This window comes from Nocardiopsis sp. CC223A, assembly GCF_030766825.1.
Lineage (GTDB): Bacteria > Actinomycetota > Actinomycetes > Streptosporangiales > Streptosporangiaceae > Nocardiopsis.
Genome location: NZ_JASFDV010000052.1, coordinates 1 through 22,587 on the forward strand (window position 1 = coordinate 1; position 22,587 = coordinate 22,587).

16 protein-coding genes are annotated in these 22,587 nt (G+C 69.2%); 10 read left to right on the forward strand and 6 right to left on the reverse strand.

What is annotated here, in order from left to right:
- Positions 1–21: 21 nt before the first annotated feature.
- Genes QJS33_RS19780 through QJS33_RS19790 form a run of 3 tightly spaced genes read left to right on the forward strand, consistent with a single transcriptional unit; the run spans position 22 to position 3,113 of the window.
- Positions 22–1,140, forward strand: a complete 1,119-nt coding sequence (locus QJS33_RS19780) for a hypothetical protein (protein ID WP_306369512.1) — start codon at positions 22–24, stop codon at positions 1,138–1,140.
- Positions 1,133–2,068, forward strand: a complete 936-nt coding sequence (locus tag QJS33_RS19785) for a phosphotransferase (protein WP_306369513.1) — start codon at positions 1,133–1,135, stop codon at positions 2,066–2,068. Before QJS33_RS19780 ends, QJS33_RS19785 begins: the two co-directional genes overlap by 8 nt.
- The gene (locus QJS33_RS19790; protein WP_306369514.1) at positions 2,055–3,113 is read left to right on the forward strand and encodes a hypothetical protein; all 1,059 of its coding nucleotides are present in this window, start codon (positions 2,055–2,057) and stop codon (positions 3,111–3,113) included. Before QJS33_RS19785 ends, QJS33_RS19790 begins: the two co-directional genes overlap by 14 nt.
- 182 nt (positions 3,114–3,295) lie before the next feature.
- Here the strand turns inward: QJS33_RS19790 and QJS33_RS19795 are convergent, their stop codons facing one another.
- Together QJS33_RS19795 and QJS33_RS19800 are read right to left on the reverse strand one after the other, a co-directional pair.
- Complete coding sequence (locus QJS33_RS19795; RefSeq protein WP_306369515.1) at positions 3,296–3,781, reverse strand: hypothetical protein; 486 nt, start codon at positions 3,779–3,781, stop codon at positions 3,296–3,298.
- Entirely contained in the window at positions 3,781–4,317 is a 537-nt protein-coding gene (locus QJS33_RS19800) for an ATP-binding protein (RefSeq protein ID WP_306369516.1), read from the reverse strand. Before QJS33_RS19800 ends, QJS33_RS19795 begins: the two co-directional genes overlap by 1 nt.
- A 412-nt stretch (positions 4,318–4,729) precedes the next feature.
- On the opposite strand from QJS33_RS19800, the gene QJS33_RS19805 reads away from it, so the two are divergent.
- Together QJS33_RS19805 and QJS33_RS19810 are read left to right on the forward strand one after the other, a co-directional pair.
- Positions 4,730–5,584, forward strand: a complete 855-nt coding sequence (locus QJS33_RS19805) for a DUF5753 domain-containing protein (RefSeq protein WP_306369517.1) — start codon at positions 4,730–4,732, stop codon at positions 5,582–5,584.
- A 2-nt stretch (positions 5,585–5,586) separates the two neighbouring features.
- Entirely contained in the window at positions 5,587–5,787 is a 201-nt protein-coding gene (locus QJS33_RS19810; RefSeq protein ID WP_306369518.1) for a DUF397 domain-containing protein, read from the forward strand.
- Positions 5,788–5,871: 84 nt separating this feature from the next.
- Here the strand turns inward: QJS33_RS19810 and QJS33_RS19815 are convergent, their stop codons facing one another.
- From QJS33_RS19815 to QJS33_RS19830, 4 genes are all read right to left on the reverse strand, one after another.
- The gene (locus QJS33_RS19815) at positions 5,872–6,060 is read right to left on the reverse strand and encodes a hypothetical protein (protein WP_306369519.1); all 189 of its coding nucleotides are present in this window, start codon (positions 6,058–6,060) and stop codon (positions 5,872–5,874) included.
- Between the two features lie 15 nt (positions 6,061–6,075).
- Positions 6,076–6,465: a class IV adenylate cyclase gene (locus QJS33_RS19820; protein WP_306369520.1), complete on the reverse strand. Its 390-nt coding sequence runs from the start codon at positions 6,463–6,465 to the stop codon at positions 6,076–6,078.
- Positions 6,462–6,884, reverse strand: a complete 423-nt coding sequence (locus QJS33_RS19825) for a hypothetical protein (RefSeq protein ID WP_306369521.1) — start codon at positions 6,882–6,884, stop codon at positions 6,462–6,464. The genes QJS33_RS19820 and QJS33_RS19825 overlap by 4 nt, the downstream gene beginning before the upstream one ends.
- Before the next feature lie 232 nt (positions 6,885–7,116).
- A complete protein-coding gene (locus tag QJS33_RS19830) occupies positions 7,117–7,896 on the reverse strand; it encodes a hypothetical protein (RefSeq protein ID WP_306369522.1) in 780 nt (259 codons plus the stop codon).
- 737 nt (positions 7,897–8,633) lie between these two features.
- Between QJS33_RS19830 and drmD the strand changes: the two genes are divergently transcribed.
- From drmD to drmC, 5 genes are read left to right on the forward strand one after another with little or no spacing between them, the layout of a single operon-like run.
- On the forward strand, positions 8,634–11,810 hold the full coding sequence (gene drmD / locus QJS33_RS19835) for a DISARM system SNF2-like helicase DrmD (protein WP_306369523.1): 3,177 nt from the start codon (positions 8,634–8,636) through the stop codon (positions 11,808–11,810).
- Complete coding sequence (locus QJS33_RS19840; RefSeq protein WP_306369524.1) at positions 11,807–15,898, forward strand: Eco57I restriction-modification methylase domain-containing protein; 4,092 nt, start codon at positions 11,807–11,809, stop codon at positions 15,896–15,898. Before drmD ends, QJS33_RS19840 begins: the two co-directional genes overlap by 4 nt.
- A complete protein-coding gene (gene drmA, locus QJS33_RS19845; protein WP_306369525.1) occupies positions 15,898–19,809 on the forward strand; it encodes a DISARM system helicase DrmA in 3,912 nt (1,303 codons plus the stop codon). The genes QJS33_RS19840 and drmA overlap by 1 nt, the downstream gene beginning before the upstream one ends.
- Complete coding sequence (drmB, locus tag QJS33_RS19850; RefSeq protein WP_306369526.1) at positions 19,809–21,719, forward strand: DUF1998 domain-containing protein; 1,911 nt, start codon at positions 19,809–19,811, stop codon at positions 21,717–21,719. The genes drmA and drmB overlap by 1 nt, the downstream gene beginning before the upstream one ends.
- Positions 21,716–22,486 carry a DISARM system phospholipase D-like protein DrmC gene (drmC, locus tag QJS33_RS19855; RefSeq protein WP_306369527.1) on the forward strand — a complete coding sequence of 257 codons (771 nt, stop codon included), beginning with the start codon at positions 21,716–21,718 and terminating at the stop codon, positions 22,484–22,486. The genes drmB and drmC overlap by 4 nt, the downstream gene beginning before the upstream one ends.
- Positions 22,487–22,587 lie beyond the last annotated feature (101 nt).

Here is a 22,587-nt window from a genome sequence, read left to right on the forward strand (position 1 = left end):
TAATCGTGTCAGGAGGCGCCTGTGACCCTGTTCCTCAACGGCCCTGTCCAGAAGGGGGACTTCACCTTCCGCGACCTACCGGGCAAGGCCGTCGGGATCCGTTTGGCGGAGGCACTCGACGACATGCTCGGCCTGCCGGGGCCGCCGCATCTGTGGAACACCGTCACCCTGGCCGGGGACCTGCGGTTCGGCGGGGACTTCCCCGCCGAGCGAGGGGAATTCGAGCGCCGAACCCTGCTCGGCAAGTACGGTTCGGAGCTGCCCGTCCCCGCGTGGATCCTCACGGACGCCGACACCGAGGTCGGCGCTCTGGCACTGGAGATGATCGACGCGGGCCTGACCCGGGGTTCCCTGCGCATCGAGCGGACGACGGTCCGGGAATGTACCGCCTGCGGACACATGATCGGCGCCGTTGCCGACCGCTGCACGGCATGTGGCGGCACCCGTCTGTGCGACCGTCAGGCCAGACACCTCGTACACGGGACGGCCGAGGGGCGGCTCTCCCTGTCAGAGCTTCTCCACGGCCACCACCGCCGACGCCCCCGGCACTTGGAGGCGATGACCGGGCAGGCGCCCCGCCGTCTCCTGCTGTCCCGAACCCGCTCGCACGGGATCCGGTTGGATCCCTTCGGGTTGGACGGGCTCGTGCTGGATCCGAGAACCGGCGTGCATGTGGCGGTGCTCAGCGCCGCCCGGAGCATCGGCACCCCCGAGGCCATCATGACGACAACGACGCATGCCCTTGCCCACATCGCGGCCCACGGAGTCGGGTTCACCTCCTGGGAGGGGCACCGGCTGCGGTACACCCTCCATGGGCGCATCCCCTACGACACGCTGTCCTCGTTGGAAAGGCCCTACGCGTTCCACCGCACCACCGATCGGGAACGGCGGATGTTCGAGACCCGATTCCTCCCGTTGGTCGCCTGGCACAACAAGAACCGAACCGACCCCCGCCGACTGCCCCCGCTCCTGAAGTACTTCCTCAAGGTGCACCGGAGCCGCCCCGCCCCCGAGGGCTCCGAGCGGCTCGGCAGGGTGCGGGAGGAGATCCTTCGGGGAGGCACATCCTGGGTGATGGACAAACACCTCCTCGCCTCCGCCTTGCCGGAAACCGCCGAGAGGACCACAGCCGTTGCCTGACTGGGAACTGATCACCGCCAGGACCGCCTCGGACGGGGGAGCCGTCTGGTACTCGCCCGGCGAACGGCTCTACAAGCGGACCGGTGGCCCTGAGGTGGAGGAGGAGGGCGAGCACCAGCGCCTTCTCGCCGCCCTCGGCTTCCCCGTCCTGCGGCCGGTCGAGGTGGGGGCCGATGAGAAGGAGTCCTACTTCACCGAGCCCGAAGCGGGAGAGCACAGCCTCCACGACCTCGCCATGGCCCAGGCGGAGAACGGTGGCGGAGCGGTCGACGGCACACTCGTCGATGCCGCCGCGGCCATCTCCTCGCGGTTGCTGCGGGCCCAGGCCGCCCACCCGCTTGAAGGCGCGAGGGCGAAGGTGAGGGCGTGGTTCCACCGGGCGGGGTTCGTCGACGAGGTCTTCGCGGAGAACCCCGACCTGGACACGGAGGAGATCCGAGCCGCCGTGGACACCGCTGTGGACCGGCTCGCGCAGGTGCCCCTGTGCCACGGCCACTTGGACTACGGGCTGCCCAACGCCTTTCCGAACGCCGTCATCGACTGGCAGCACCATGCGCCGGCCCCGCTGGGTTATGACGTCTACCCCATGCTCGACATCGCCGCCTTCAAGGGTGGGAACCGCGGCTACACCTTCACCTCGGAGCAGAGGTCCCGCTACACGGGCGCCCTGGACGATGTCGCCCGGCAGTGCACGGGCGGGCCCTTGAGCCCCCACGCGGGGGACTTCCTGCTCGCCAAGTGCTTCTTCTTCCTCGCCCGTATGCGGCCGAAAGACGGAGCCTCCCCCGCCAAGTACCGCAAGTGGCACTACCGTCGGGCACTCTTCATCCGGAGCGCAGAGGAATATGCGGGCACACGAAACATCGACACCACCGGTTTCCCCTCCCTCGCCGACTTCGAGCACCGATCTCCGGGTGCGCGACCGTGACTACCTGCTCGATCGTCACGGGATCGTCTTCAAGGTCATCGGCGACGTCCACCCCGACTCGCACTACCTCGGTTACGTGAAGTACCACCCGCATCGCCGGGGCGACCGTGTCCTGTTCGGGCGCTCCTACCAGCAGAACAGCGTCGTCTCCAGGTCGTTCGGGATCCTGGCGCGCAGGCCGGAGTGCTACGTGTACTCCGACGCGCTCGGCAGCGTCATCACCGGGGTTCCGCGCCGGGACGTCGTTCGCCACTACTCGGCGCGCCGCAGACTCGCCGAGCTGCATCACGGCAACGCCGGAGGGTCGGAGACGAGCGGTGTCGGCGGGGATCTGCTGGCCATCGTCGAGCGCATCGCCGAGCGGGGGTGGTCACCGTTCTTCGGCGTCACCGGGTCGTTCCTGGTGGGGTGCGCCAACCGGTGGTCGGACATCGACCTGGTCAGTTACGGCCCTGAGGGTTACGGGGCCGCGCGGGAGCTCTTCGCGGACCGTGATGTCATCGGTGCTTATGAGGGCGAACATCTCACACGCCTGTACCTGCGCCGGGCGAAGTACATGGAGGGCAGCCGGTTCGAGACGCTCATGGAACAGGAGCGCCGAAAGTTCCAGGGGATGACCGCGGGGGTGGGTGCGCACATCAACTGCGAGCCGTTGCGCTCTGACACCGCTGGGCATCTCGACACGATGCGCGCCAAGGAGATCGGTGAGATCACCCTGCTCGCCACGGTGACCGACCATGCGGAGGGGGTGCTGACCCCCGCTCTCTACCGGATCAGGGTCGACAGGGTCCTGCACTCGACCGTGGACGACCCCGAGTCCTTCGCCGACCGGATCGTGCACCTGCGGTCATACCTGGGCGCGTACACGGGAGCCTTCCGTGCGGGGGATTCGATCCACGTGGTGGGCAGGCTCGTGCACCTGTCCCAGGAGGGGGAGGACACCTTCGGGGTGGAACTCACCCCGTGGACGGCGAGCAGGTCCTATCTCGCCGACCTCGCTCCGGACGTGGCCGTTCACGGCAACGGTACGGCCACTCGCCCCTGAAGGGCCGGCCTGCGGTTCCGACCCGCCCCTGGCCGACGCACATCGGTCCGCGTGGTCGGAGGCCTGCCGGGAGTGCCGTGCGAACGGCGAATGACGAGGGAGAGGTGGCACTGAGGCGGGGCGGGGCGGGGCGGGTGGCCCCGCCCCGGCCGTGGTCGTGGTCGTGGTGGTGTGGTGGGCGGCTATAACAGGGGCGCGGCCAGGTGGTGGGCCAAGGCGCCGACCAGGGCGGCGAGGGTATAGGCGGTCAGGCGCCAGGCGGTGCGGCCGTGCTTTCGGGGTCTGCGGTGGCTGTGGGGACGGCCCGGACGGCGGCGCGGCAGCGGCGGGGGTTCAGGGCGCGGGCGCGGCCGGGTGGGGCCGTCGTCCGGGGCTGGCCGGGGACGCGGAACCCGGGGTGTCGGGGCGTGCTCCGGGGCCGGTGCGGGTTCGCGTCGGCGAGCCGGGCGTGGAGTGCCGTCCTCGGTGAGGCGGGCCAAGTGCGCGTCCATCCAGGGCGGGATCTGACCGCGGGCCTGGCGGTAAGCGACCCGGGGGTTGTCGGGCATCTGGGCGAGGAGAAGCTGTTCCCAGGTGGGCGGGAGCGGAGCCCCCGGGCGGGAGAAGCGGCGCCCCCGAGGCGCGCCCAGCACGGCGCGCACCCCGGAGGAGAGCGGTTCGGCGCCCATCAGACGGCCTCGCCGGTAGGGGCGGCCGGGGCCGGGAGAGTGAACTCGGCCCAGACCGCGGTGCCCAGCCCCGCACAGAACGGGAAGTCCACCACCGCCCGGCTCCCCCAACAGGTGGCCAGGGCGTCGATGAGCAGCAGACCCCGACCGCGCTCGGCCTCCTCCCACTCCTCCACGGTGCGCTGGTGCGGGATCGCCGGGTGGGTGGGGGCGGCCTCGCGGACCCCGTCGTCGACGACCATCACGTGCAGGCTTTGGGCGGTGGGCATGGACAGCGTGCGGATGATCCGTCCGTCCGCCTGGCCGGAGCGGGAGTGATCGCAGGAATTGGCGAACATCTCGCTGGCGCACAGAACGATCGTGTCGGCCAGGTCCGGGCACAGCCCTTGGAGGCGGTGCAGGTCGGCGCGCAGGTCCTGGCGGGCCCCTGCGATCTCGGCGAGGTCGCCCGGGTAGATGCGGCTGGCCCAGCGGCGCCCGGCGAATCCGGGGGTGGGAGTGTGGAAGGGCGCGCTGGGACGCGGCACAATGGCCATGTCGATGTACTCCTTCTGCTTCTGTGGTTGTTGTGGATCGGTTGTCGACGTTGGCCCTGGTGGGTGTTGTGAGCACCCGCCAGGGCTTTTTCGTGGCCGGGGTGATCGGTGCTCAGCCAGCAGGAAGGGCACGCTGCCCGGGAACAGGGGCCCGGGCGGCGATGTCCACGAGAGGGTCGAGGGTGATCCCCTCACGCCTGCGCGCCCGCCATATCCGAGCCCCGAACCTCCCCCAGCGCGAGGACCCTTCTCCCTGTGCCCGGGCCTTGTCGGCCGGTCCTCCATCTGCCATGACGCCTCCTGTGAAGGGCGAAGTCCCATCTCCAGTAAACTCAACGCCACCAGCATTTGCAAGTAGCGTTTGAAAGTAGCGAAGTTTGTCCCGTAACGCGAAGAAGGGCATCATCAAGGGATGTCAGGCAACCCGACTCTTGCGCAGTGGCAACTGGCGCAAGAGCTACGCAAGCTCCGAGGCGACCGAAAATTCGGGGATGTCGTCAAGGCGATGAGAACAGCCGCGAGCACTCTGGCACGCTGGGAAACTCCCGGGGACGGTGGAGCCGTCCCGGGTGCCGGTGCGATCGAACGCCTGCTCGCCCTCTATGAAGCCCCGGAAGAACTCGACCGCCTCCTCGCATTGCGAAAGCAGGCCCGTGAACCGGACCGGTGGCAGCCCTACGACCTGGAACGCAGCTACCGCTCCTACGCCAATATCGAGGCACAGGCGACGTCGATCGAGATGTACCAGTCGCAACTCATCCCGGGCCTGGCACAGACCGAGGACTATGCGCGAGCCGTCATCGAAGCGACCATGCACCCGGACAGCGACCTTGATCGGGAGGTCCAGGTTCGCTTGACCCGCCAGGAGATCCTGAGCGGGGAGAGCACGCCAGAGGTGTGGATGATCATCGCGGAGGCCGCTCTGCGCCAACGCATCGGCAGCGGCAAGCTGATGGCCGCGCAGATCGACCACCTCATCGAGCTGTCCCATCTCCCCAAGGTCACACTCCAGGCGCTCCCCTACAGTGCCGGTGCACACGCGGCCCTGACACTCGCCTCCTTCTCGATTCTGCGGGTGGACCACCACGGCCTGGTGACCGTCTACCTGCAAGGCCCCTCTTCGCACATGTTCATGTCGAGCGAGGAGAACGTCGACCACTACTCAAGAACTTTCAACCGGCTCCGCGCCTCCTCCTTGGATGACGGCAGGCCGACCATGAAGCTTCTTCAGCACATAGCCAACGAACACAGGCAGGACAGGGACTAGACATGCAGCCACCGCAGAAGCAGGCATTCGACCAGGCAGAGTTCCGGAAGTCGAGTTACTCGCAGAGTGAGGCAGCGTGTGTAGAGGTGGCCGACCTCGACCTCGGCGTGGCCATACGGGATACCCAGAATCGGGGGCTGGGGATGCTCGCCTTCGATGCCGACGAGTGGCAGGCCTTCCTCGACACCGCCAAGGGCGCCTGACGCCGACAGCAACACCGCAACCGGGCCCTGCCTACAGATTTCCGGTAGGCGGGGCCCTGCACCACCGAGCAAAGCGGATCGGGCTCAGGCGCCACCGAACAGCGATCCTTCGTTCCCAGCACTACGGGAAACCGCTGCCGTCGCCGCCGGAACCAGGTCCCGGTACGGCACGGTCATCACCGGAAGGGCCTCCAGCCCCAGAAGCCGCTCGGTCTCCTCCAACCGGCGCACGACCTCCTCACGTGCGTCCGCGAACACGATCTCGGTCTCCACGAACGACAGCTCCGGTCATTCCGGCACCCGGTAGGAGGTGCGCGACTTCTCCACCCGAGCCAGCAGGACCATGCCCAACGCCTCCAACAGCCGATGGGCGTGCGCGGCCTCTTCTCCGTCGGCCAGCGCCACGTTCGTCTCCGGCTTGGCGATGACACCTCCCGCTCCGTGGGTGCTGCTATCGGAGGCCGGCTTGTAAGTGACCTCGCACCGACCCAGACCCTCACGTACCCGCAGGCACTCGACCGTCTCCAGGAAGTCGACGTCGGGGCGGCTGTAGTAGGTGTCGACCTCCACTTCCGAACCGGTGGAGGCGAAGCCCAGTTCCGCCAGGCGCCGTTCCAGCGGCTCGCGCTCCTCCAGAACGCGCTTGCGCTCGATCTCGATCAGGGACACCGAGTTCATCCCCTTCCAGGGGTGAGGGCCACGTACACGCGGGCGAGGTCGTGCTTGCTCAACGACTCTCGTACCCCGGCCAGGGCCTCGGGCAGAATCCGGGAATCCGGCACCGGGATGTTGCGGAACAGCACCAGCTGTTTGGCGTCGGGCAGGGGGTTGGCGAGCCGTTTGGTGAGGTAGCGGTTGTAGTAGTGGCGCTGCCTGACCACGATGTCGTCGGCGCAGGAGGGCAGGAGTACGGTCGGCCGGGCGGGGTTCGCCCGAGCCGAGGTGACCGCGAACTCGGTGAGCAATTCGTCCTTCGTCAGATAGGCGTAGGTTTCGCGTCCCTCACGGGTGCTCCACTCCTCCCAGGCCCGCGCGCACTCGGGGTCTCCCTGTTCTACAGCGGCCAGGAAGGCGTTCAGGGCCACGTCTGTGCGCATGTCGAAGATGTCCCCGTCCACGGTGCTCCGCGCAGTGGGAGACCTGGCCGGTCACGGCCCGGAGGGGGTGCCGCCCTACCCGGCCGTGTACCCGAGAGCCTTCCGCGCGGGAAGCGCGACCCACGTCGTGGTCAGGCTCGTTCACCTGTCCCGGTACGAAGAGGACGCCTTCGGCCATCGGCTGCACGGCCACCACGGGGCGGTGGCAGACGAAGCGCGAGGTGTGCACATGTCACCGTTTTCCCCGACCGGTCGACCGTCGTCCGCCCTTCTGCTTCCCGCCCTCCTGCCGCGCCCTTCTCCTCAGCTCTCTGAACAAGTCACCAAAGGTCTTCCCGGTCACCGGCTCCTTCCTCATCCACACCCAGAAATCACGGCCCAGAACCTGGTTGCATATCTCCACCGCCCTTCGCGGATCGCTGCGAACGATTCTCCGAACGTGTTCGAGTTCCTCGGTCAACCGCGCGATCCCCGCGTCGACCTTTCTCCGCTCGGCGGATGCACGCGCTCCCTTGACACCCCCGAACGATCCGGGAGGGGCCTGATCCCTGATACCGACGGCACGCTTGCGCAGACGCTTCAGCTCTTTACGGAGGTCCAGGAGGTCGTCGTTCCCACTTTTCTCCGCGTGGGCGCTTTCCTGCAACATCCGGTCACATCGGGCGATCGCCGCCGAGGGGTTCGACTCCACGAGCCGCCTCACCTCAGCAACGGCATTGGACAGGCGGAGATAGAGACCACCGTCGTCGGCGCCCCTCGCTCCTCCTCCACCACGCCTCGTCCTACCAGAACCGGAGGTGGGGTTCCCCCCGACCTTCCTTGTGCCGCGCTTCGCCCCGCCCTTGGATTTACGCGAAGCCAGGTGCAGGCCACAGTAGTGACCGATGCTCTTGTCGCCGTCCTTGTCATCCCAGCCTTCGCGACTCCAATCGATGGAGGTCCCCTTCTGCTCTCTATTGCACCCGGGATGATCGCACTGGTTACCCGTTCTCCCCGACCGACCGGACGTCATCGAGAGAACTCCCTTCGCAAGGATTTTTCAAGCAGGCCCATATAGCGAACGGCCAGAGCCGTTGACCGCAGGGGCGAGGGGCCTGCGGATCCGCCTGGGCGGCATCCTCAGCCTCAGTGTGCGGAGTGTCGGTCTCGGCGCGGGGTCTCGACCGGCGGGCACGCGTCGTCTTCGACGTGGGGGCGGGGCCCGCTCCACGGAGTGCGATTCCTGCGACTCCGCCGCTGGGGTGCCCCTCCCCCGATGCTCCGCGCAGCGCAGGACCCGGTTCGTCCCGCCGAACTCGTGATCCTGGTCGGGTCGGCTCCATAGGATGGACAGACTGGCGTCGAGGCTTGCGCAACCCGGGTACTCGCACGGGTTCCCGGTGCGGCCGGTGTGCACGGCGCGGGGCCTGCGCTCGCCGGGCCCGGGGGGTTCGTCGCGTTCCATGGCGTCCTCGGCGGATACACGGAGGACCTTGGCCCTGATCGGGACCAAGGTCCCCTCCTGGGGAGTGGGTGTCCTCCTGGGTAAACCCGGAGGACAGGGCCGCCGTCCTGTTGTTCACAGCATCTGCATCGGCGACCCAGATACACACCCTACGCCTGTTGCGTGTGAACCCTATTAACAATAAAGTCTCGGTTGAGGGTGACACCCCTCCGGCGATCGCCCGGAGCACCGACCGCCCTCGGCCTCACCGCCTCCTCCCCCGCCGAGGGCGCGGGGACACATCCGGCGCGACGCAGGAAGAACCGATGTCCAGTACGACCGCAGAACTCCCCCCGGCGGACGACCTCACCACCGGCACCCTGGTCCGGGTGCGCAGGCAGAAGTGGGTGGTCGGCGGCGTCGACCCCAGCAAGGACGGCGCCACCCTCGTCTCCCTCCAGAGCGTCGAGGAGGGACGCTACGGCGAGACCCTCGACGTGCTGTGGGAGATCGAGCCCGGCCGGGAGATCCTCCCCGAGGGCACACTCCCCGAGATCGCCGCCGACGGCCTCGACTCCCCCGAGCGACTGGCCGCCTTCCTCGACGCGGTGCGCTGGTCCGCCGTCACCTCCGCCGACGTGCGCAACCTCCAGGCGCCGTTCCGCTCCGGGGTGGCCATCGAGGACTACCAGCTCGAACCCGTCTCCCGCGCCCTGGGCGCCCCCCGCGTCAACCTGCTGCTCGCCGACGACGTCGGCCTGGGCAAGACCATCGAGGCCGGGCTGGTGGCCCAGGAGCTGCTGCTGCGCAACCGCACCCAGCGCATCATGATCGTCTGCCCCGCCGGCCTGACGGTGAAGTGGCGCGACGAGATGCAGGAGAAGTTCGGCCTGGACTTCACCGTCGTCGATTCCGAGTGCGCCGCCCGGGTGCGCCGCGAGTACGGCAGCGCCGCCAACCCGTTCAACGTGTACCCGCTGACCATCGTCAGCCTGCCGTGGCTGCGCGGCGCCAAGGCGCAGCGGCTGCTGGACGAGGTGCTGCCGGTCGACGATTCGAGCTACCACCGCGCCTTCGACCTGCTCATCCTGGACGAGGCCCACCACGTGGCGCCGGCCGCCCCCAAGCAGGTGTACGCGGTGGACTCCCAGCAGACCAAGCTGATGCGCAGACTCGCCCCGCACTTCACCCACCGCCTGTTCCTGTCGGCGACCCCGCACAACGGCTACCAGCAGTCGTTCACGGCCCTGCTGGAGATCCTCGACGACCAGCGGTTCGCCCGCGGGGTGCCGCCGAGCCCCACCGCGGTGGAGGAGACGGTGGTGCGCCGCCTGAAGACGCAGATCACCGACGCTGACGGCAGCCCCAAGTTCCTCAAGCGGGAGGCCCGCGAGATCCAGGTGGACTACCCCGAGGACGAGCGGGAGATCCACGGCCTGCTGACCCGGTTCGCGGAGCTGCGCCGCACCAGGCTCACCACCAAGAAGGGGCGCCGGGCCGCCGACCTGGTGACGCTGCTGCTCAAGAAGCGGCTGTTCTCCAGCCCGGCGGCGTTCGCGCACACCCTGGAGGTGTACCGGGAGACCCTGCGGTCCCGCGCCGGGCAGGCCGACCTCTTCGACCCGGGTGTGGACGACGAGGTCCCCGAGTGGATGGAGGAGTTCTGGGACGAGACCGCCTCCTACGACGACGAGGAGCTGGCCGAGGCCGAGGACGACGCCGTGGACCGGGCCGGTCCCCTCCAGCCCGGCACCGACGAGGACGAGGCGTCCCTGCTGGAGCGGATGCACACCTGGGCGGCCGCCCACCGGGCCCGGCCCGACGCCAAGGCCCGCGAGCTGGTGAAGTACCTCAAGGCGGTGTGCAAGCCCGACGGGAAGCACTGGCTGAACGAGCGCGTCGTGGTGTTCACCGAGTACCGGGACACCCAGGCCTGGCTGGAGGAGATCCTGCGCCAGGAGGGCCTGGCCGGGGATCAGCTGGGCATCCTCAACGGGCAGATGAACACCCAGGAGCGCGAGTCCCTGCGGGTCGCCTTCCAGAAGCCTCCGCAGGAGCACAGGTTGCGGATCCTGCTGGCCACCGACGCCGCCAGCGAGGGCATCGACCTCCAGCGGCACTGCCACCGGCTGGTCAACTACGACATCCCGTTCAACCCCAACAAGCTGGAGCAGCGCATCGGCCGGATCGACCGGTACGGCCAGACCGAGGCACCGCAGATCCGCCACTTCGTGGGGGCGAACTGGGAGAACGCCACCGACTCCTACGAGGGCGACCTGGAGTTCCTGTCCCGGGTGGCGACCAAGGTCGCCGCGATGGAGGAGGACCTGGGCGCGGTCAACGCGGTGATCTCCGACGCCGTGCAGCGGCGGATGCTCGGCCAGCGCACCGACCTGGACGCCGAGACCGCGCGGGTGCGCAAGGACAGGAAGGGCGAGGTGCCCGCCGAGTCCAACGTCCGCGACCAGGTGCGCCGGCTGCGCGAGCGGCTGGACGAGACGGTGGAGGCGCTGGCCATCACCCCCGACCGGGTCAAGCGGGTGGTGGACACCGCCCTGGAGCTGGCCCACCAGCCCGCGCTGCGCCCGCACCTGGACGAGGTCCGGCTGGCGGAAGGCCTGTTCGAGGTGCCGACGCTGTCGGAGTCGTGGGCGCGCGCCAAGGACGGGCTGCTGGAGAAGCTGCCCTCCGGCGCCGGGCGCGACGCGGTGCCGCGCGAGCTGCCGGTGACCTTCGACCCGCAGGCCGCCAAGGGCCGCGACGACGTGGTGCTGGCCCACCTCAACCACCCGCTGGTGGCGATGTCCACCGGGCTGCTGCGGGCCGCGGTGTCCAACGACCGGATCGGCCTGCACCGGGTGACGGCCGTGGTGACCGACGACCCGGAGGTGGAGGACGTGCTGGTCGGCGCCTACACCCGGTTCGTGCTGGTGGGTGCGGACGGGCTGCGCCTGCACGAGGAGGTCCTGCACTCGGGCGGCTGGCTGCCCGAGCAGGGCCGGTTCCGCCGACTGGAGAACCTGACCGTGCTGGGCGGCATCCTCAACCGCGCCCTGGACGGCGGGCGCCCGGCGTCCGACGTGGTGTGGGCGCGCATCCGCGACCGCTGGGAGCGGGGCGGCGGCCGGGTCGGCCTGGAGCGCGCCATCGACTGGCGGGCCGACACCCGGCTGGAGCAATTGGAGCGCCGTCTCCAGCAGCGCCAGGAGCAGGAGCGCGACCGGGTGACGACGGTGCTCGACCGGTTCGCGGCGACGCTGGAGTCGGCGCTGGCGGAGGACGACGAGAACGCGCTGTTCAGTACGCGCGACGTCACCCAGACCAAGGAAGAACGCGAGCAGTACCGGAAGGACCGGATGAACTGGCAGAAGCGGCTGGACTCACTGGCCGAGGAGCGTGACCGGGAGCTGGCGGCGATCGCCGCGCGCTACGCCGAACCGGAACCGCACCGGTTCCCCGTCGCCGTCGTCTTCGTCGTTCCCCGCAAGGAGGCCGTCCGATGAGCCGTTTCCGCAAGGCTTCCGCCACCGACAGCGCCGACCAGCACCGCAACTGGCTGAGCCTGGTCGAGGTCGACGGGCCGTTTCTGACCCTGCCGGTGCTGCTGGACGTGTGGCCGCACAACCTGGACCCGGTGGGCAAGGAGGGCATGGGCCTGCTGCGCCGGGAGCACCGGCGCTGGCAGGACGACACCGGCCGGGGCCGGGACGCCTGGGTACGGTACGTGCTGGGCGGGCTGCTGGACTGGCGCGAGTCCCTGCGCACGGAGGGCCTGGAGCCGCTGGCGCTGGAGGTGCCCGAGCACGACACGAACGTGACGCCGTCGTTCGCGCTGGCCACCCCGGAGGCCGCCGAGACGCTGGACGGGGACGCGGCCGGCGAGGTCAAGGTCGGGGACGTGCGGCTGCTGGGGCTAGTGTGCGAGCCGGGCCAGGTGCCGACCGCCCGGATCAGGGGCGAGTCGTGGGCGGCCTCGCCGGTGGACCGGTTGGCGAAGCTGTGCCGCCACCACGGGGTGGAGCTGGGCCTGGCCACGGACGGGCGCTGGTGGGTGCTGGTGTGGGCTCCGCGCGGCGGGGTGACCACCACGGCGGTGTTCGACGCGGTGCTGTGGCCGGAGGCGGCGGAGCGGGACGTGCTGCACGCGTTCTACTCGCTGCTGGAGCGGCGCCGGTTCTTCGCGGTGCCGGACGAGGAGCGGCTGGTGCGGCTGCTGGCCCGCAGCCTGGACTCCCAGGAGGAGGTCACCGAAGCGCTGGGCGTCCAGGTCCGCCAGGCGGTGGAGCTGCTGGTGGCTGCCATCGGGCGTGCGGACACCGAGGCACGGCGGCGCGGTGAGCCGGGGCTGGTGGACGTGCCCGCGCACGACGTGTACCGGGGCGCGGTGTCGGTGATGATGCGGATGGTGTTCCTACTGTTCGCCGAGGAGCGCGGTCTGCTGCCCTCCGACAACGACCTGTACGCGAGCACCTATTCGGCGGGGCGGCTGTACGACGAGCTGGCCGACCGGGCGCGGGGCGACAGCGAGGACAGCCTGGAGAACGGCTACGAGGGCTGGTACCGGCTGAACGCGCTGTTCAACGCGGTCTACCACGGGGTGGACCACCCGCGGCTGCGGATGCACGCCCACGACGGGTCGCTGTTCGACCCGAAGGAATTCCCGTGGCTGCCGCTGGATATCGACGACCGCACGGTGCTGCACATGCTGCGGTCGGTGCAGTACGTCCAGGTAGGGCGGGGCAGGAGGCGCGAGCCGCGCAAGCTGTCCTTCCGGGCGCTGGACGTCGAGCAGATCGGCTACGTGTACGAGGGCCTACTGTCCTTTGACGGTTACCGGGCCGAGGAGCTGGTGGTGGGGCTCGTCGGCAAGGAGGGCGCCGAGGAGGAGGTGCCGCTCCGGGAGCTGGAGGAGCTGGCAACCCGGCACCCGGACGTGGAGGGGCTGGCGGAAGCGCTGGCCACCGCGTACAAGGCCTCCGGGATCGGCAGCAAAGGCAAGTTGGTGAAGGCGCTCGCGCCGCTGTCGGCGGAGGAGACCGTCGAGGCGCACACGAAGCTGCGCAGTGTGGTGCGGGGCGACGAGCGGCTGGTGGAGCAGCTGCTGCCGTTCTACCGGATCATCCGCTGGGACCTGCGCGACCTGCCGATGCTGGTGCGGCCGGGCGAGCTGTACGTGACCGAGTCACCGCTGCGCAAGAACACGGGCACGCACTACACGCCGCGCTTCCTCGCGGAGGAGGTCGTGGAGGGCGCGCTGGAGCCGCTGGTGTACGAGCCGGGTCCGTTGCAGACGGCGGACACCGGTGAGTGGAAGCTGAAGAGCAGCGAAGAGATCCTGTCGCTGAAGGTCGCGGACATCGCGATGGGCTCGGCGGCGTTCCTGGTGGCGGCGGCGCGGTACCTGGGTGACCGGCTTATTGAGGCCTGGACGGCGGAGGGCGACCCGAGGGTGGTCGGCGCCGACGGCTCCACCGTTCGGGGAACCGATGAATTGCGCGAGGACGACGACCCGGTCGTTGTCGAGGCTCGGCGTCAGGTGATTGAGCACTGCCTGTACGGGGTGGACATCAACCCAATGGCCGTGGAGATGGCGAAGCTGTCGCTGTGGCTGGTGTCCATGGACCCAAAGCGCCCGTTCACCTTCCTAGATGACCGGTTGGCCGCTGGCGACTCTCTGCTTGGGATCACCACCCTTGAGCAGATCGAGTACATGCACATGGATCCCAAGGCAGGACGCAAGCTGCACGGCGGCGAAAACACGCTCTTTGATTTCACTTCAGGAATCCGAGAACTAGTAACCCGCGCAGCAAGAAGCCGACACGAACTCACCAATATCGATGGCGCCACCTTGGAGGGGTTGAACCAGAAGCGAATCACCTTGAGAAAGACTGAGCGAGAAGTAGAAAAACTAAAAATACTGGCTGATTTGACAACCGGAGCAGCCATAAAAAACTCCGCCCGCGCAAGCCAAGGACTAGACCAAGGCTCCTCTCAAGCCGTGGAACTAGCCAGCAACCCCGCTAAAAACGAATCAGAGATGAGCCTAAAGGCCAATCAATGGCTGAATTCCGGGCGCCCGGACGATACGTTTGAACGCAGACCCCTACACTGGCCCCTAGAGTTTCCAGAGGTTTTCAACAGTGGAGGGTTTGATGCAATAATCGGAAACCCGCCATTTCTAGGAGGAACCTGGATCAGCGGATCACTCGGATCCGACTTCAGGGATTACATAAGTACGGTTACAGCATCTGGCACCCAGAGCGGAGGCCGAGCCGACCTTGTTTCTTACTTTATTCTCAACGCACATCGAATAGCTAACAAAAATGGGCAAGTGGGAGTAATTGCAACAAACACTCTTGCACAGGGAGATTCCAGAGAGGTTTGCCTCGATCAAATCCTGAATTCAGGAACGCTCATCAGAAAAGCCAAGAAGAGCGAGAAGTGGCCAACTAAAGCCTCAGTTGAGTACTGTGCAGTTTGGTTGACAAAAGCCTCGATGAGTCCACATTCAGAATCCCTTTTAGACGGAGAAAGGGCGCCGGGAATCACTTCATCGCTAACCCCCCAGGGTCGAATTACCGGCGAAGCAAAAAAGCTTTCAGCAAACATCGGAAAAGCCTCGAAGGGCATGGACTTCGGTGGGGCCGGTTTTCTCCTCTCCCCCGAAGAAGCGAAATTCATGCTCACACAGTCAGCCAAAAACTCGCAAGTAATACTTCCACTCCTAAACGGAAGAGACCTGAACTCTTCTCCACGCCAATCCGGAAGTCGCTTTATCATCAATTTCCGCGACTGGACGGAAGCGAGGGCCGCCACATACCCTGAACCCTTCTTGCGGGTACTAGAAACCGTAAAGCCAGAGCGCGCCACAAAAAGCGAGCAGGTGAAAAAAGCGCCTTGGTGGTGGTTCTGGAATCGGCGCCCCAAGCTAATGAAATTCCTAGAAACCGTGGATCACGTGATCGTGATCGCCAGAGTGAGCAAAACCGCTGCCCCGACTAGAGTTACAAGCAGCCAAGTTTTCACGACCGACATTAACGTTTTCACCACCAGCGACTTTGCTTTCCTTGCATCCCTATCAAGCGCCCCGCATTTCTGGTGGATGCAGGTCCATGGATCTTCCCTAAAAACAGACCCAAGGTATACGATATCAGACGTATTTGAAACTTTCGCCATGCCTGAACTCACACAAGAGCTCCGAATTCTTGGCGAACATCTTGATGACCATCGGAAGAAACTTATGCTCTCGCGGAATATCGGGCTCACCAAAACTTACAATCTCGTCTTCGACCCTAAGTGCACTGATTCCGATATCGAGGAACTGCGTACCATCCACCGGGCCATCGACGAGGCCACCGTCCGTGCCTACGGCTGGGAGGACCGCATCGAGGCCGTCGGCGGGCTCGACCACGGGTTCCACCCGGTGGGCCGCGAGACCCGGTACACCATCGGTCCGGCCGCGCAGCGCGAGGTCCTCGACAGCCTGCTCGAACTGAACCACCAGCGCTACGCCGAAGAGGTCGCGCAGGGTCTGCACGACAAGAAGGGCAAGCGCAAGTCCGCGGCCCCCGAAGGAGAGACGCTCTTCTGATGTCCGACGACGCCCTCTTCCCCAACCCCCGCGGGGAGCAGACCTCACTCGATCTCCCTGGCAAAGCAGCCGCCGCCCCCGACAGGAAGCCCACCAAGGCCGAACTCCGGGCCGCCCGCGAGGACGCGCTGATCGCCACTCTCGACGAACCCCAGGAGTTCGAGAAGGCCTCCTCCTTCCACGTCCGCTCCGAACTCCAGGAACTCATCGAGCGCGACCTCCTCGGCCCCTGGGAGGGCCCCGCCGAAGAGCTCGCCCCCAACTCCTCCGGACCCCGCGAGCGCTACCTCGTCGGTATGCTCGGCCCCCGCCACCAGGTGCCCAAGTCCACCAAGGACGCCGCCGGGGACCTCGTGGACACCGACAACGGCGCTGCCGGGGACACCCACGGCGAGGGCTCCGGCGAGCTCGCCGACAAGGTCACCCCTCAGAACCTCGGCCACATGTGGGCCTCCACCATGGGCCTGTCCTTCTCCGTCCCCTCCGACGTGGACGTCGTCACCGTCACCGCCTCCTGGGGCCGGTACGGCAAGACCGACTCCCTCACCGAGGAGGGCCGCCGCCGCACCATCTGGTCGCGCGAGCCCAAGGAGTACACCCAGGAGGTCCGCCTCGACGGCGACACCGACTTCCGGATCGGCCTCACCGACCCCGACCCCGACGCCTCCTGCGTCTACCTCGGTGTCGCCGTCCGTCCCGCCCGGGACGGACGCCCCCGCCGCACCATCGAACTGAACCTGGTCAACAACCAGGAGCCGGTCACCCCCAACGGCGACGCCCGCTGGCTGTTCCAGGCCGGGCTCACCGTGACCGCCCTGGACGGCGCCTCTCCCGTGTTCCTCCCGGTGGACGACCCGCTCGAAGACACCGCCCCGGTGACCGACGACGCCGAGGAACTCCACCTGCGCCTGCTCTACCGCAACCAGCTCAAGTTCGCCGACGGCCGCAACGTCGCCGTGCATGCCGAGGTCACCGAGGGCACGCGCCGCGCGCACCGGCTCGCCACGACCTGGCTCCCCCACCACGACGTGCCCGCCACCACAGCCGCCGTCACCGAGGGTTCCGCGCTGGCCAGGGTCGAGCTGTCCATGCACGCGCTCGCCACCGCCTCCCCCGAGGCGCTGCGCACCGGCCTGGCCCCGCTCTCCACCGGCTACTCCGCCTGGTTGCAGGACCGCGAGGACGCCATCCCCGCCCTGCCCAAGGCCCTGCGCGAGACCGCCGTCAGCGCCGTCTTCAAGGCCCGTACCGCGGCCGAGCGCATCCGCGCCGGGATCAGGCTGCTCACCGACCCGGCCCACCCCCACCACGCCCAAGCCCTCCGGGCCTTCCGGTTCGCCAACCGGGCCATGGCCGACCAGCGCCGCCACAGCGAGATCGCCCGGCTGCGCGAGGACCCCGAGGTGTCCTTCGCCCAGGCCCGGGAACAGGTCCTCGCCCGGGGCGCGGCCGCGGCGTCGTGGCGCCCGTTCCAGCTGGCGTTCGTGCTGCTGAACCTGCCCGCGATCACCGATCCCGACCACCCCGAGCGGGCCGCGGACCCCGACGCCGTCGTGGATTTGCTGTTCTTCCCCACCGGCGGTGGCAAGACCGAGGCCTACCTGGGCCTGACCGCCTACACCTTCGCGATCCGCCGCCTCCAGGGCCTGGTCGGCTCCGGTGCGGACGCCCGCAGCGGCATGGCGGGGGTGGCGGTGCTCATGCGCTACACGCTGCGCCTGCTCACCGCCCAGCAGTTCCAGCGGGCGGCGGCGCTGGTGTGCGCGGCCGAGGTGCAGCGCGCCGAAGACCCCGCCACCTGGGGCACCGAGCCGTTCCGGATCGGCCTGTGGGTGGGCGGCGGGGTGTCGCCCAACTGGTTCACCGAGGCCGAGCAGCAGATCACCGAGGCCCGGGAGGCGGGCAAGAGCGAGCGCGCCAACGTGCTCCAGACCCTGTCCTGCCCCTGGTGCGGCACCCGCCTCCAGGCGCACCGGGACCTGTACCCGCAGCACGATGAGCGGCGGGTTCGGCTGTTCTGCGCCAACGCCGAGGGCGCGGACGCCTGCCCGTTCTCCCGCACGAAGTCCACCGAAGGCCTGCCGATCCTCACCGTGGACGAGGAGATCTACCGGTACACGCCGAGCCTGGTCATCGCCACCGTCGACAAGCTGGCGCAGCTGCCCTGGCGCGGGTTCGCGGGGATGCTGTTCGGGCGGGTGGCGCAGTACTGCCCCCGGCACGGGTTCCGGCACGCCGACCTGGACGCCAAGACCGGGTGCGCGAGCAGGCACAACGCCAAGGGCCACCTGCCCAAGGTGGACAGCAGGCCGGTCCCCCGGCTGCGGCCGCCGGACCTGATCATCCAGGACGAGCTGCACCTGATCTCCGGTGCGCTGGGCACCACCGTGGGCTTGTTCGAGGCGGCGGTGGACGAGCTCACGTCCTGGACCACCCCGTCCGGGAAGCGGACCGCGCCCAAGATCGTGGCGTCCACAGCGACCACCAAGCGCGCCGCCGAGCAGGTGCGCGGGGTGTTCGGCCGGGACCTGCGGATCTTCCCGCCGCAGGTGACGGAGGTGACCGACACGTTCTTCTCCACCCAGGTGCCGGTCACCGAGACCGACCCCGGCCGCCGCTACATGGGGGTGTGCGCGCACGGGGTGCGGCTCAAGTCCGCGGAGATCCGGCTGGCGGAGATCATCATGCTCGCCGGGCAGCAGGTGTTCGACACCTACGGCGAGGCCGCCGACCCGTACATGACCATGGTCGGGTACTTCAACGCCACCCGTGAGCTGGCCGGCATGCGCCGGTACATGGACGACGACGTAACGGTGCGCGTGCGCAGGCACGGCCGCAGCAAGGGGCTGCCGGACCGGCTCACCCCGTCGGGCCTGTTCACGGTGCAGGAGCTGACCTCGCGCATCTCCTCCGCCGACATCAGCGAGGTGCTCAAGCGGCTGGAGCAGGGGTTCGACCCCGACATCGACACCAGCACGCGCAGGCGCGCCACCGGCGTCGAGATGCGGCGGGTCTTCGAGGCCCGGCGCAGGTCGTCGGCCGTGAACGTGGTCCCGCACCAGCAGACGCAGCGGCGCATCGCCCGGGAGGGGCAGAACCCGGTGGACGCGGTGCTGGCCACGTCCATGCTCCAGGTGGGCGTGGACGTGTCCCGGTTCGGGCTGATGGTGGTCACCGGCCAGCCCAAGAACACCGCCGAGTACATCCAGGCGTCCTCGCGCGTGGGCCGCGACCCGCGCCGGCCCGGCCTGGTGGTCACCCTCTACAACTGGACGCGGCCGCGCGACCTGGCGCACTACGAGGACTTCGGGTACTACCACGCGACCTTCTACCGGCAGGTGGAGGCGCTGAGCGTCACCCCGTTCACGCGTCGCTCGCTGGACCGGGGGACGGCGGCGATGTTCGTGGCGGCGGTGCGCAACACCGCCGAGGGGTTCTCCCGCAACGCCGACGCCCACGACGTGGACCTGGACGGGCCCGAGGTGGAGGAGATCGTCGAGCGGATGCTGCGGCGGGCCGAGGCCGTGGACGGCCCGCGCGGGCGGGGCTACCTGGCCGAGCGGATCAACGCGCTGCGCGACATCTGGAAGAACGGCAGGGAGGGTTCGACCCGGCTGGGGTACGAGCGCTCCAGCGAGGCCAAACAGCAGCTGCGCGGGCTGCTGCACAAGCCCGGCGAGGGGCCGTGGACCGGTACCACCGTCGGCATGTCCATGCGCGAGACGGAGAACGAGATCAACCTGCTGTTCCCGGGCGGCGGCGAGCTGTTCGACCCGGTGGTGGGAGCCCCGGAGTGGTCGTTCGGGCCGCCGGGCGGCGCGGACGGCGGGGACGACGACGCGGACGAGGGCGACGAGATGGGCGACACGGCCGTGCCTGCGGCCGCCGCCCGCGGGAAGGGACGCGGCTGATGCGCGACGCGACGTACCGACGGCGGGTGGGTGCGGTCCGGCCCAGCCACCTGATGTTCACCAGCGGCGTGGGGTCCCTGGTGGACCTGCCCAACTTCGCGGTGCTGGTCCGCGGCCTGGACGACTGGAACTACACCAACGCCCACGGCTGGGAGAGGATCGACGAGCCCCGGCTGCTGGAGGCGGTGCGGCAGAACAAGCGCAACCGCCGGGTGAAGGAGCTGCGGCCCGCGCCGTGGACGGAGGGGATGGAGGCGAACCCGGGCGGTCCGGCCTCCCTGGTGGGGGTGCCCACGCTCCCGTTCCCCGGCTGTTTCCGGTGCACGGCCTGCAACGACCTGGGGTCGCTGGACTCGGGGGCGTTCGCGTTCGAGAACACCAACCCGCGCCGCCCGCACGAGGCGCGGTTCGTGCACAACGTGAGCAGGCATCCGGGGCGCAAGCCGCTGGCGGTGTCGGCGCGGTTCGTGCTGACCTGCGCCAACGGGCACCTGGACGAGTTCCCGTACGTGCACTTCGTGCACCAGGGGGCCTCCTGCGCCAAGGCGTCGCACCCGAGTCTTCAGATGGACGACCGGGGCGGCAACATCGGCGCGAACGTGGAGCTGACCTGCGTGAGCTGCGGTGCACACCGCAACATGCGCTGGGCGAGCGGGGAGCGCGGGCAGGACAACCTGCCGCGCTGCCGGGGACGCCACCCGCACCTGCGCCGGTTCGAGGAGGGCGGCTGCGACGCCCGGCCCAAGGTGCTGGTGGTGGGCGCGTCCAACCAGTGGTTCTCCCAGGTGCTGTCGGCGCTGGCGCTGCCCCCGGCCGGGGCCGGGCTGGAGGGGCTGGTGGACAAGCACTGGGAGGAGGCGTTCGCCGCGCTGCCGCCCAACCCGGAGTTCCTGGCCTACGCCCGGACCACGGTTCCGGCACTGCGGCAGTTCGAGCAGTGGGACGACGCCACCCTGTCCGCGGCCATCGCCAAGGTGCGTGCCGCCAAGGAGGGGCAGGCGCAGGAGGAGGAACAGGGCCAGGGCTACCCGGACCTGCGCACCCCCGAGTGGAAGGTGTTCTCCTCCCCCGACCTGCCCGACCCGACGGAGGACTTCGCGCTGCGCAGTGTGACCGCGGAGCTGCCCGCGTCCCTGAAGGGCGTGTTCTCCGACGTGCTCCAGGTGGAGCGGCTGCGCGAGGTGCGGGCGCTGACCGGGTTCACCCGGCTGGAGGCGCCCGACCCCGACGACCCGGAGCTGGTGACGTCCGCGCCGCTGGCACGGGTGGAGCCGGAGTGGATCCCGGCCAGCGAAGTGCGCGGGGAGGGGATCTTCCTGCGCGTGCCCGAGGAACTGCTCGCGGCCTGGGAGAAGAAGGTCACCGGCTCGGAGGCGATGGGCCTGCACCGGCAGGCGTACGCCACCTACCGGGCCAACCGGGTGCCGCCGCACCGCAGGAGCGGGTTCGAGCCGATGCGGTTCTGGCCCGGGGAGCGGTACATCGCCCTGCACACCCTGTCGCACCTGCTGATCCGCACTATCGCCCTGGACTGCGGGTACAACTCGGCGAGCCTGTCCGAGCGCATCTACGCGAGCGGCGACGCCGACGACCCGCGCGGCGGCATCCTCATCTACACCGCCGTCCCCGACGCCGAGGGCACCCTGGGCGGGCTGGTGTCGCAGGCCGAGCCGGACCGGCTGCCCCGGCTGGTGCGGCGGGCGCTGCACGAGGCGATGCGGTGCTCCTCCGACCCGTTGTGCGCGGAGCGGCTGCCGCAGGCACAGGCGGACTTCCTGCACGGGGCGGCCTGCCACGTGTGCCTGTTCGTGTCGGAGACGACCTGTGAGCGGGGCAACCGGTTCCTGGACCGCAGGTTCGTGGTGCCCATCGGCTCCCCCGACCTCGCCCTGTACCCCGAGCTGCCGTGACGGGTGCGGAGTCGGAGTTCGAGCGGCTCGCCGCCGCGGCCGCACCCGTCCTGGGCGCGGCCGGGCTGCGGGCCGTCGCCGACCGCCTGGCGCAGGGCTGGCCGGACCAGGCGGTGCTGGGGTCGGTGCGCGGGCGGGAGACGGTGGCGCCGCTGCTGGAGGCCGCCGCACGGGAGGGGGTCGGTGGTGAGCGGGCCGCCGCGTTCCTGCGCGGGGTGGCCGCCGGGTACGGGGCGGGCGCGGAGACGGTGACCGTGGAGACGGTGTGGACCGGCCCCGGCAGCCACGCCGTCCCGGTGCGCGCCACCGCCCAGGCACTGGTCGACCTCATCGAGGGCGCCGAGCGGGAGCTGCTGCTCATGACCTACTCGGCGACCCGGCACCGGGCGGTCCGCGCCGCCCTGGCCTCGGCCGTGGAACGCGGAGTGGCGGTGTCGGCGGTGGTGGAGACCCTGGCCGGGGCGCGGGGGACGCTGGCCGGGCGCGAGCCCGCCATGGCCTTCCACGGGGTAGCGGGGGTGCGGTTGTGGCAGTGGCCGCCGGAGCGGCGGCCCGACCGGTTCGCGCGCACGCACGCCAAGCTGGCGGTGGCCGACCGGCGGGCGCTGCTGGTGTCCAGCGCCAACCTCACCCAGAGCGGGGTGGCGCACAGCATCGAGGCGGGGCTGCTGGTGCGCGGCGGGCCGGTGCCGGAGCGGGTGGCCGAGCACATCGCCGAGTTGCAGACCCGGGGGATTCTGGAACCCTTGCGGATAGGCGACTCCTGAGGGCCGCGGGTGGCGACGGAAGGCCCGTGGACACGGGTGGGACGTCTGGGAGAGTGGACGGAACACGGTCGGCGGCCGGCCGTGCCGGGCGAGGTCACGGG

Bases quoted from the DNA above. Each gene is read 5' to 3' on its own strand.
- drmA (WP_306369525.1), top strand. From the start codon at position 15,898: ATGTCCGACGACGCCCTCTTCCCCAACCCCCGCGGGGAGCAGACCTCA.
- QJS33_RS19840 (WP_306369524.1), top strand. From the start codon at position 11,807: ATGAGCCGTTTCCGCAAGGCTTCCGCCACCGACAGCGCCGACCAGCAC.
- QJS33_RS19820 (WP_306369520.1), bottom strand. From the start codon at position 6,465: ATGAACTCGGTGTCCCTGATCGAGATCGAGCGCAAGCGCGTTCTGGAG.
- QJS33_RS19795 (WP_306369515.1), bottom strand. From the start codon at position 3,781: ATGGGCGCCGAACCGCTCTCCTCCGGGGTGCGCGCCGTGCTGGGCGCG.
- QJS33_RS19825 (WP_306369521.1), bottom strand. From the start codon at position 6,884: ATGCGCACAGACGTGGCCCTGAACGCCTTCCTGGCCGCTGTAGAACAG.
- QJS33_RS19805 (WP_306369517.1), top strand. From the start codon at position 4,730: ATGTCAGGCAACCCGACTCTTGCGCAGTGGCAACTGGCGCAAGAGCTA.
- drmD (WP_306369523.1), top strand. From the start codon at position 8,634: ATGTCCAGTACGACCGCAGAACTCCCCCCGGCGGACGACCTCACCACC.
- QJS33_RS19810 (WP_306369518.1), top strand. From the start codon at position 5,587: ATGCAGCCACCGCAGAAGCAGGCATTCGACCAGGCAGAGTTCCGGAAG.
- drmB (WP_306369526.1), top strand. From the start codon at position 19,809: ATGCGCGACGCGACGTACCGACGGCGGGTGGGTGCGGTCCGGCCCAGC.
- QJS33_RS19830 (WP_306369522.1), bottom strand. From the start codon at position 7,896: ATGACGTCCGGTCGGTCGGGGAGAACGGGTAACCAGTGCGATCATCCC.
- QJS33_RS19800 (WP_306369516.1), bottom strand. From the start codon at position 4,317: ATGGCCATTGTGCCGCGTCCCAGCGCGCCCTTCCACACTCCCACCCCC.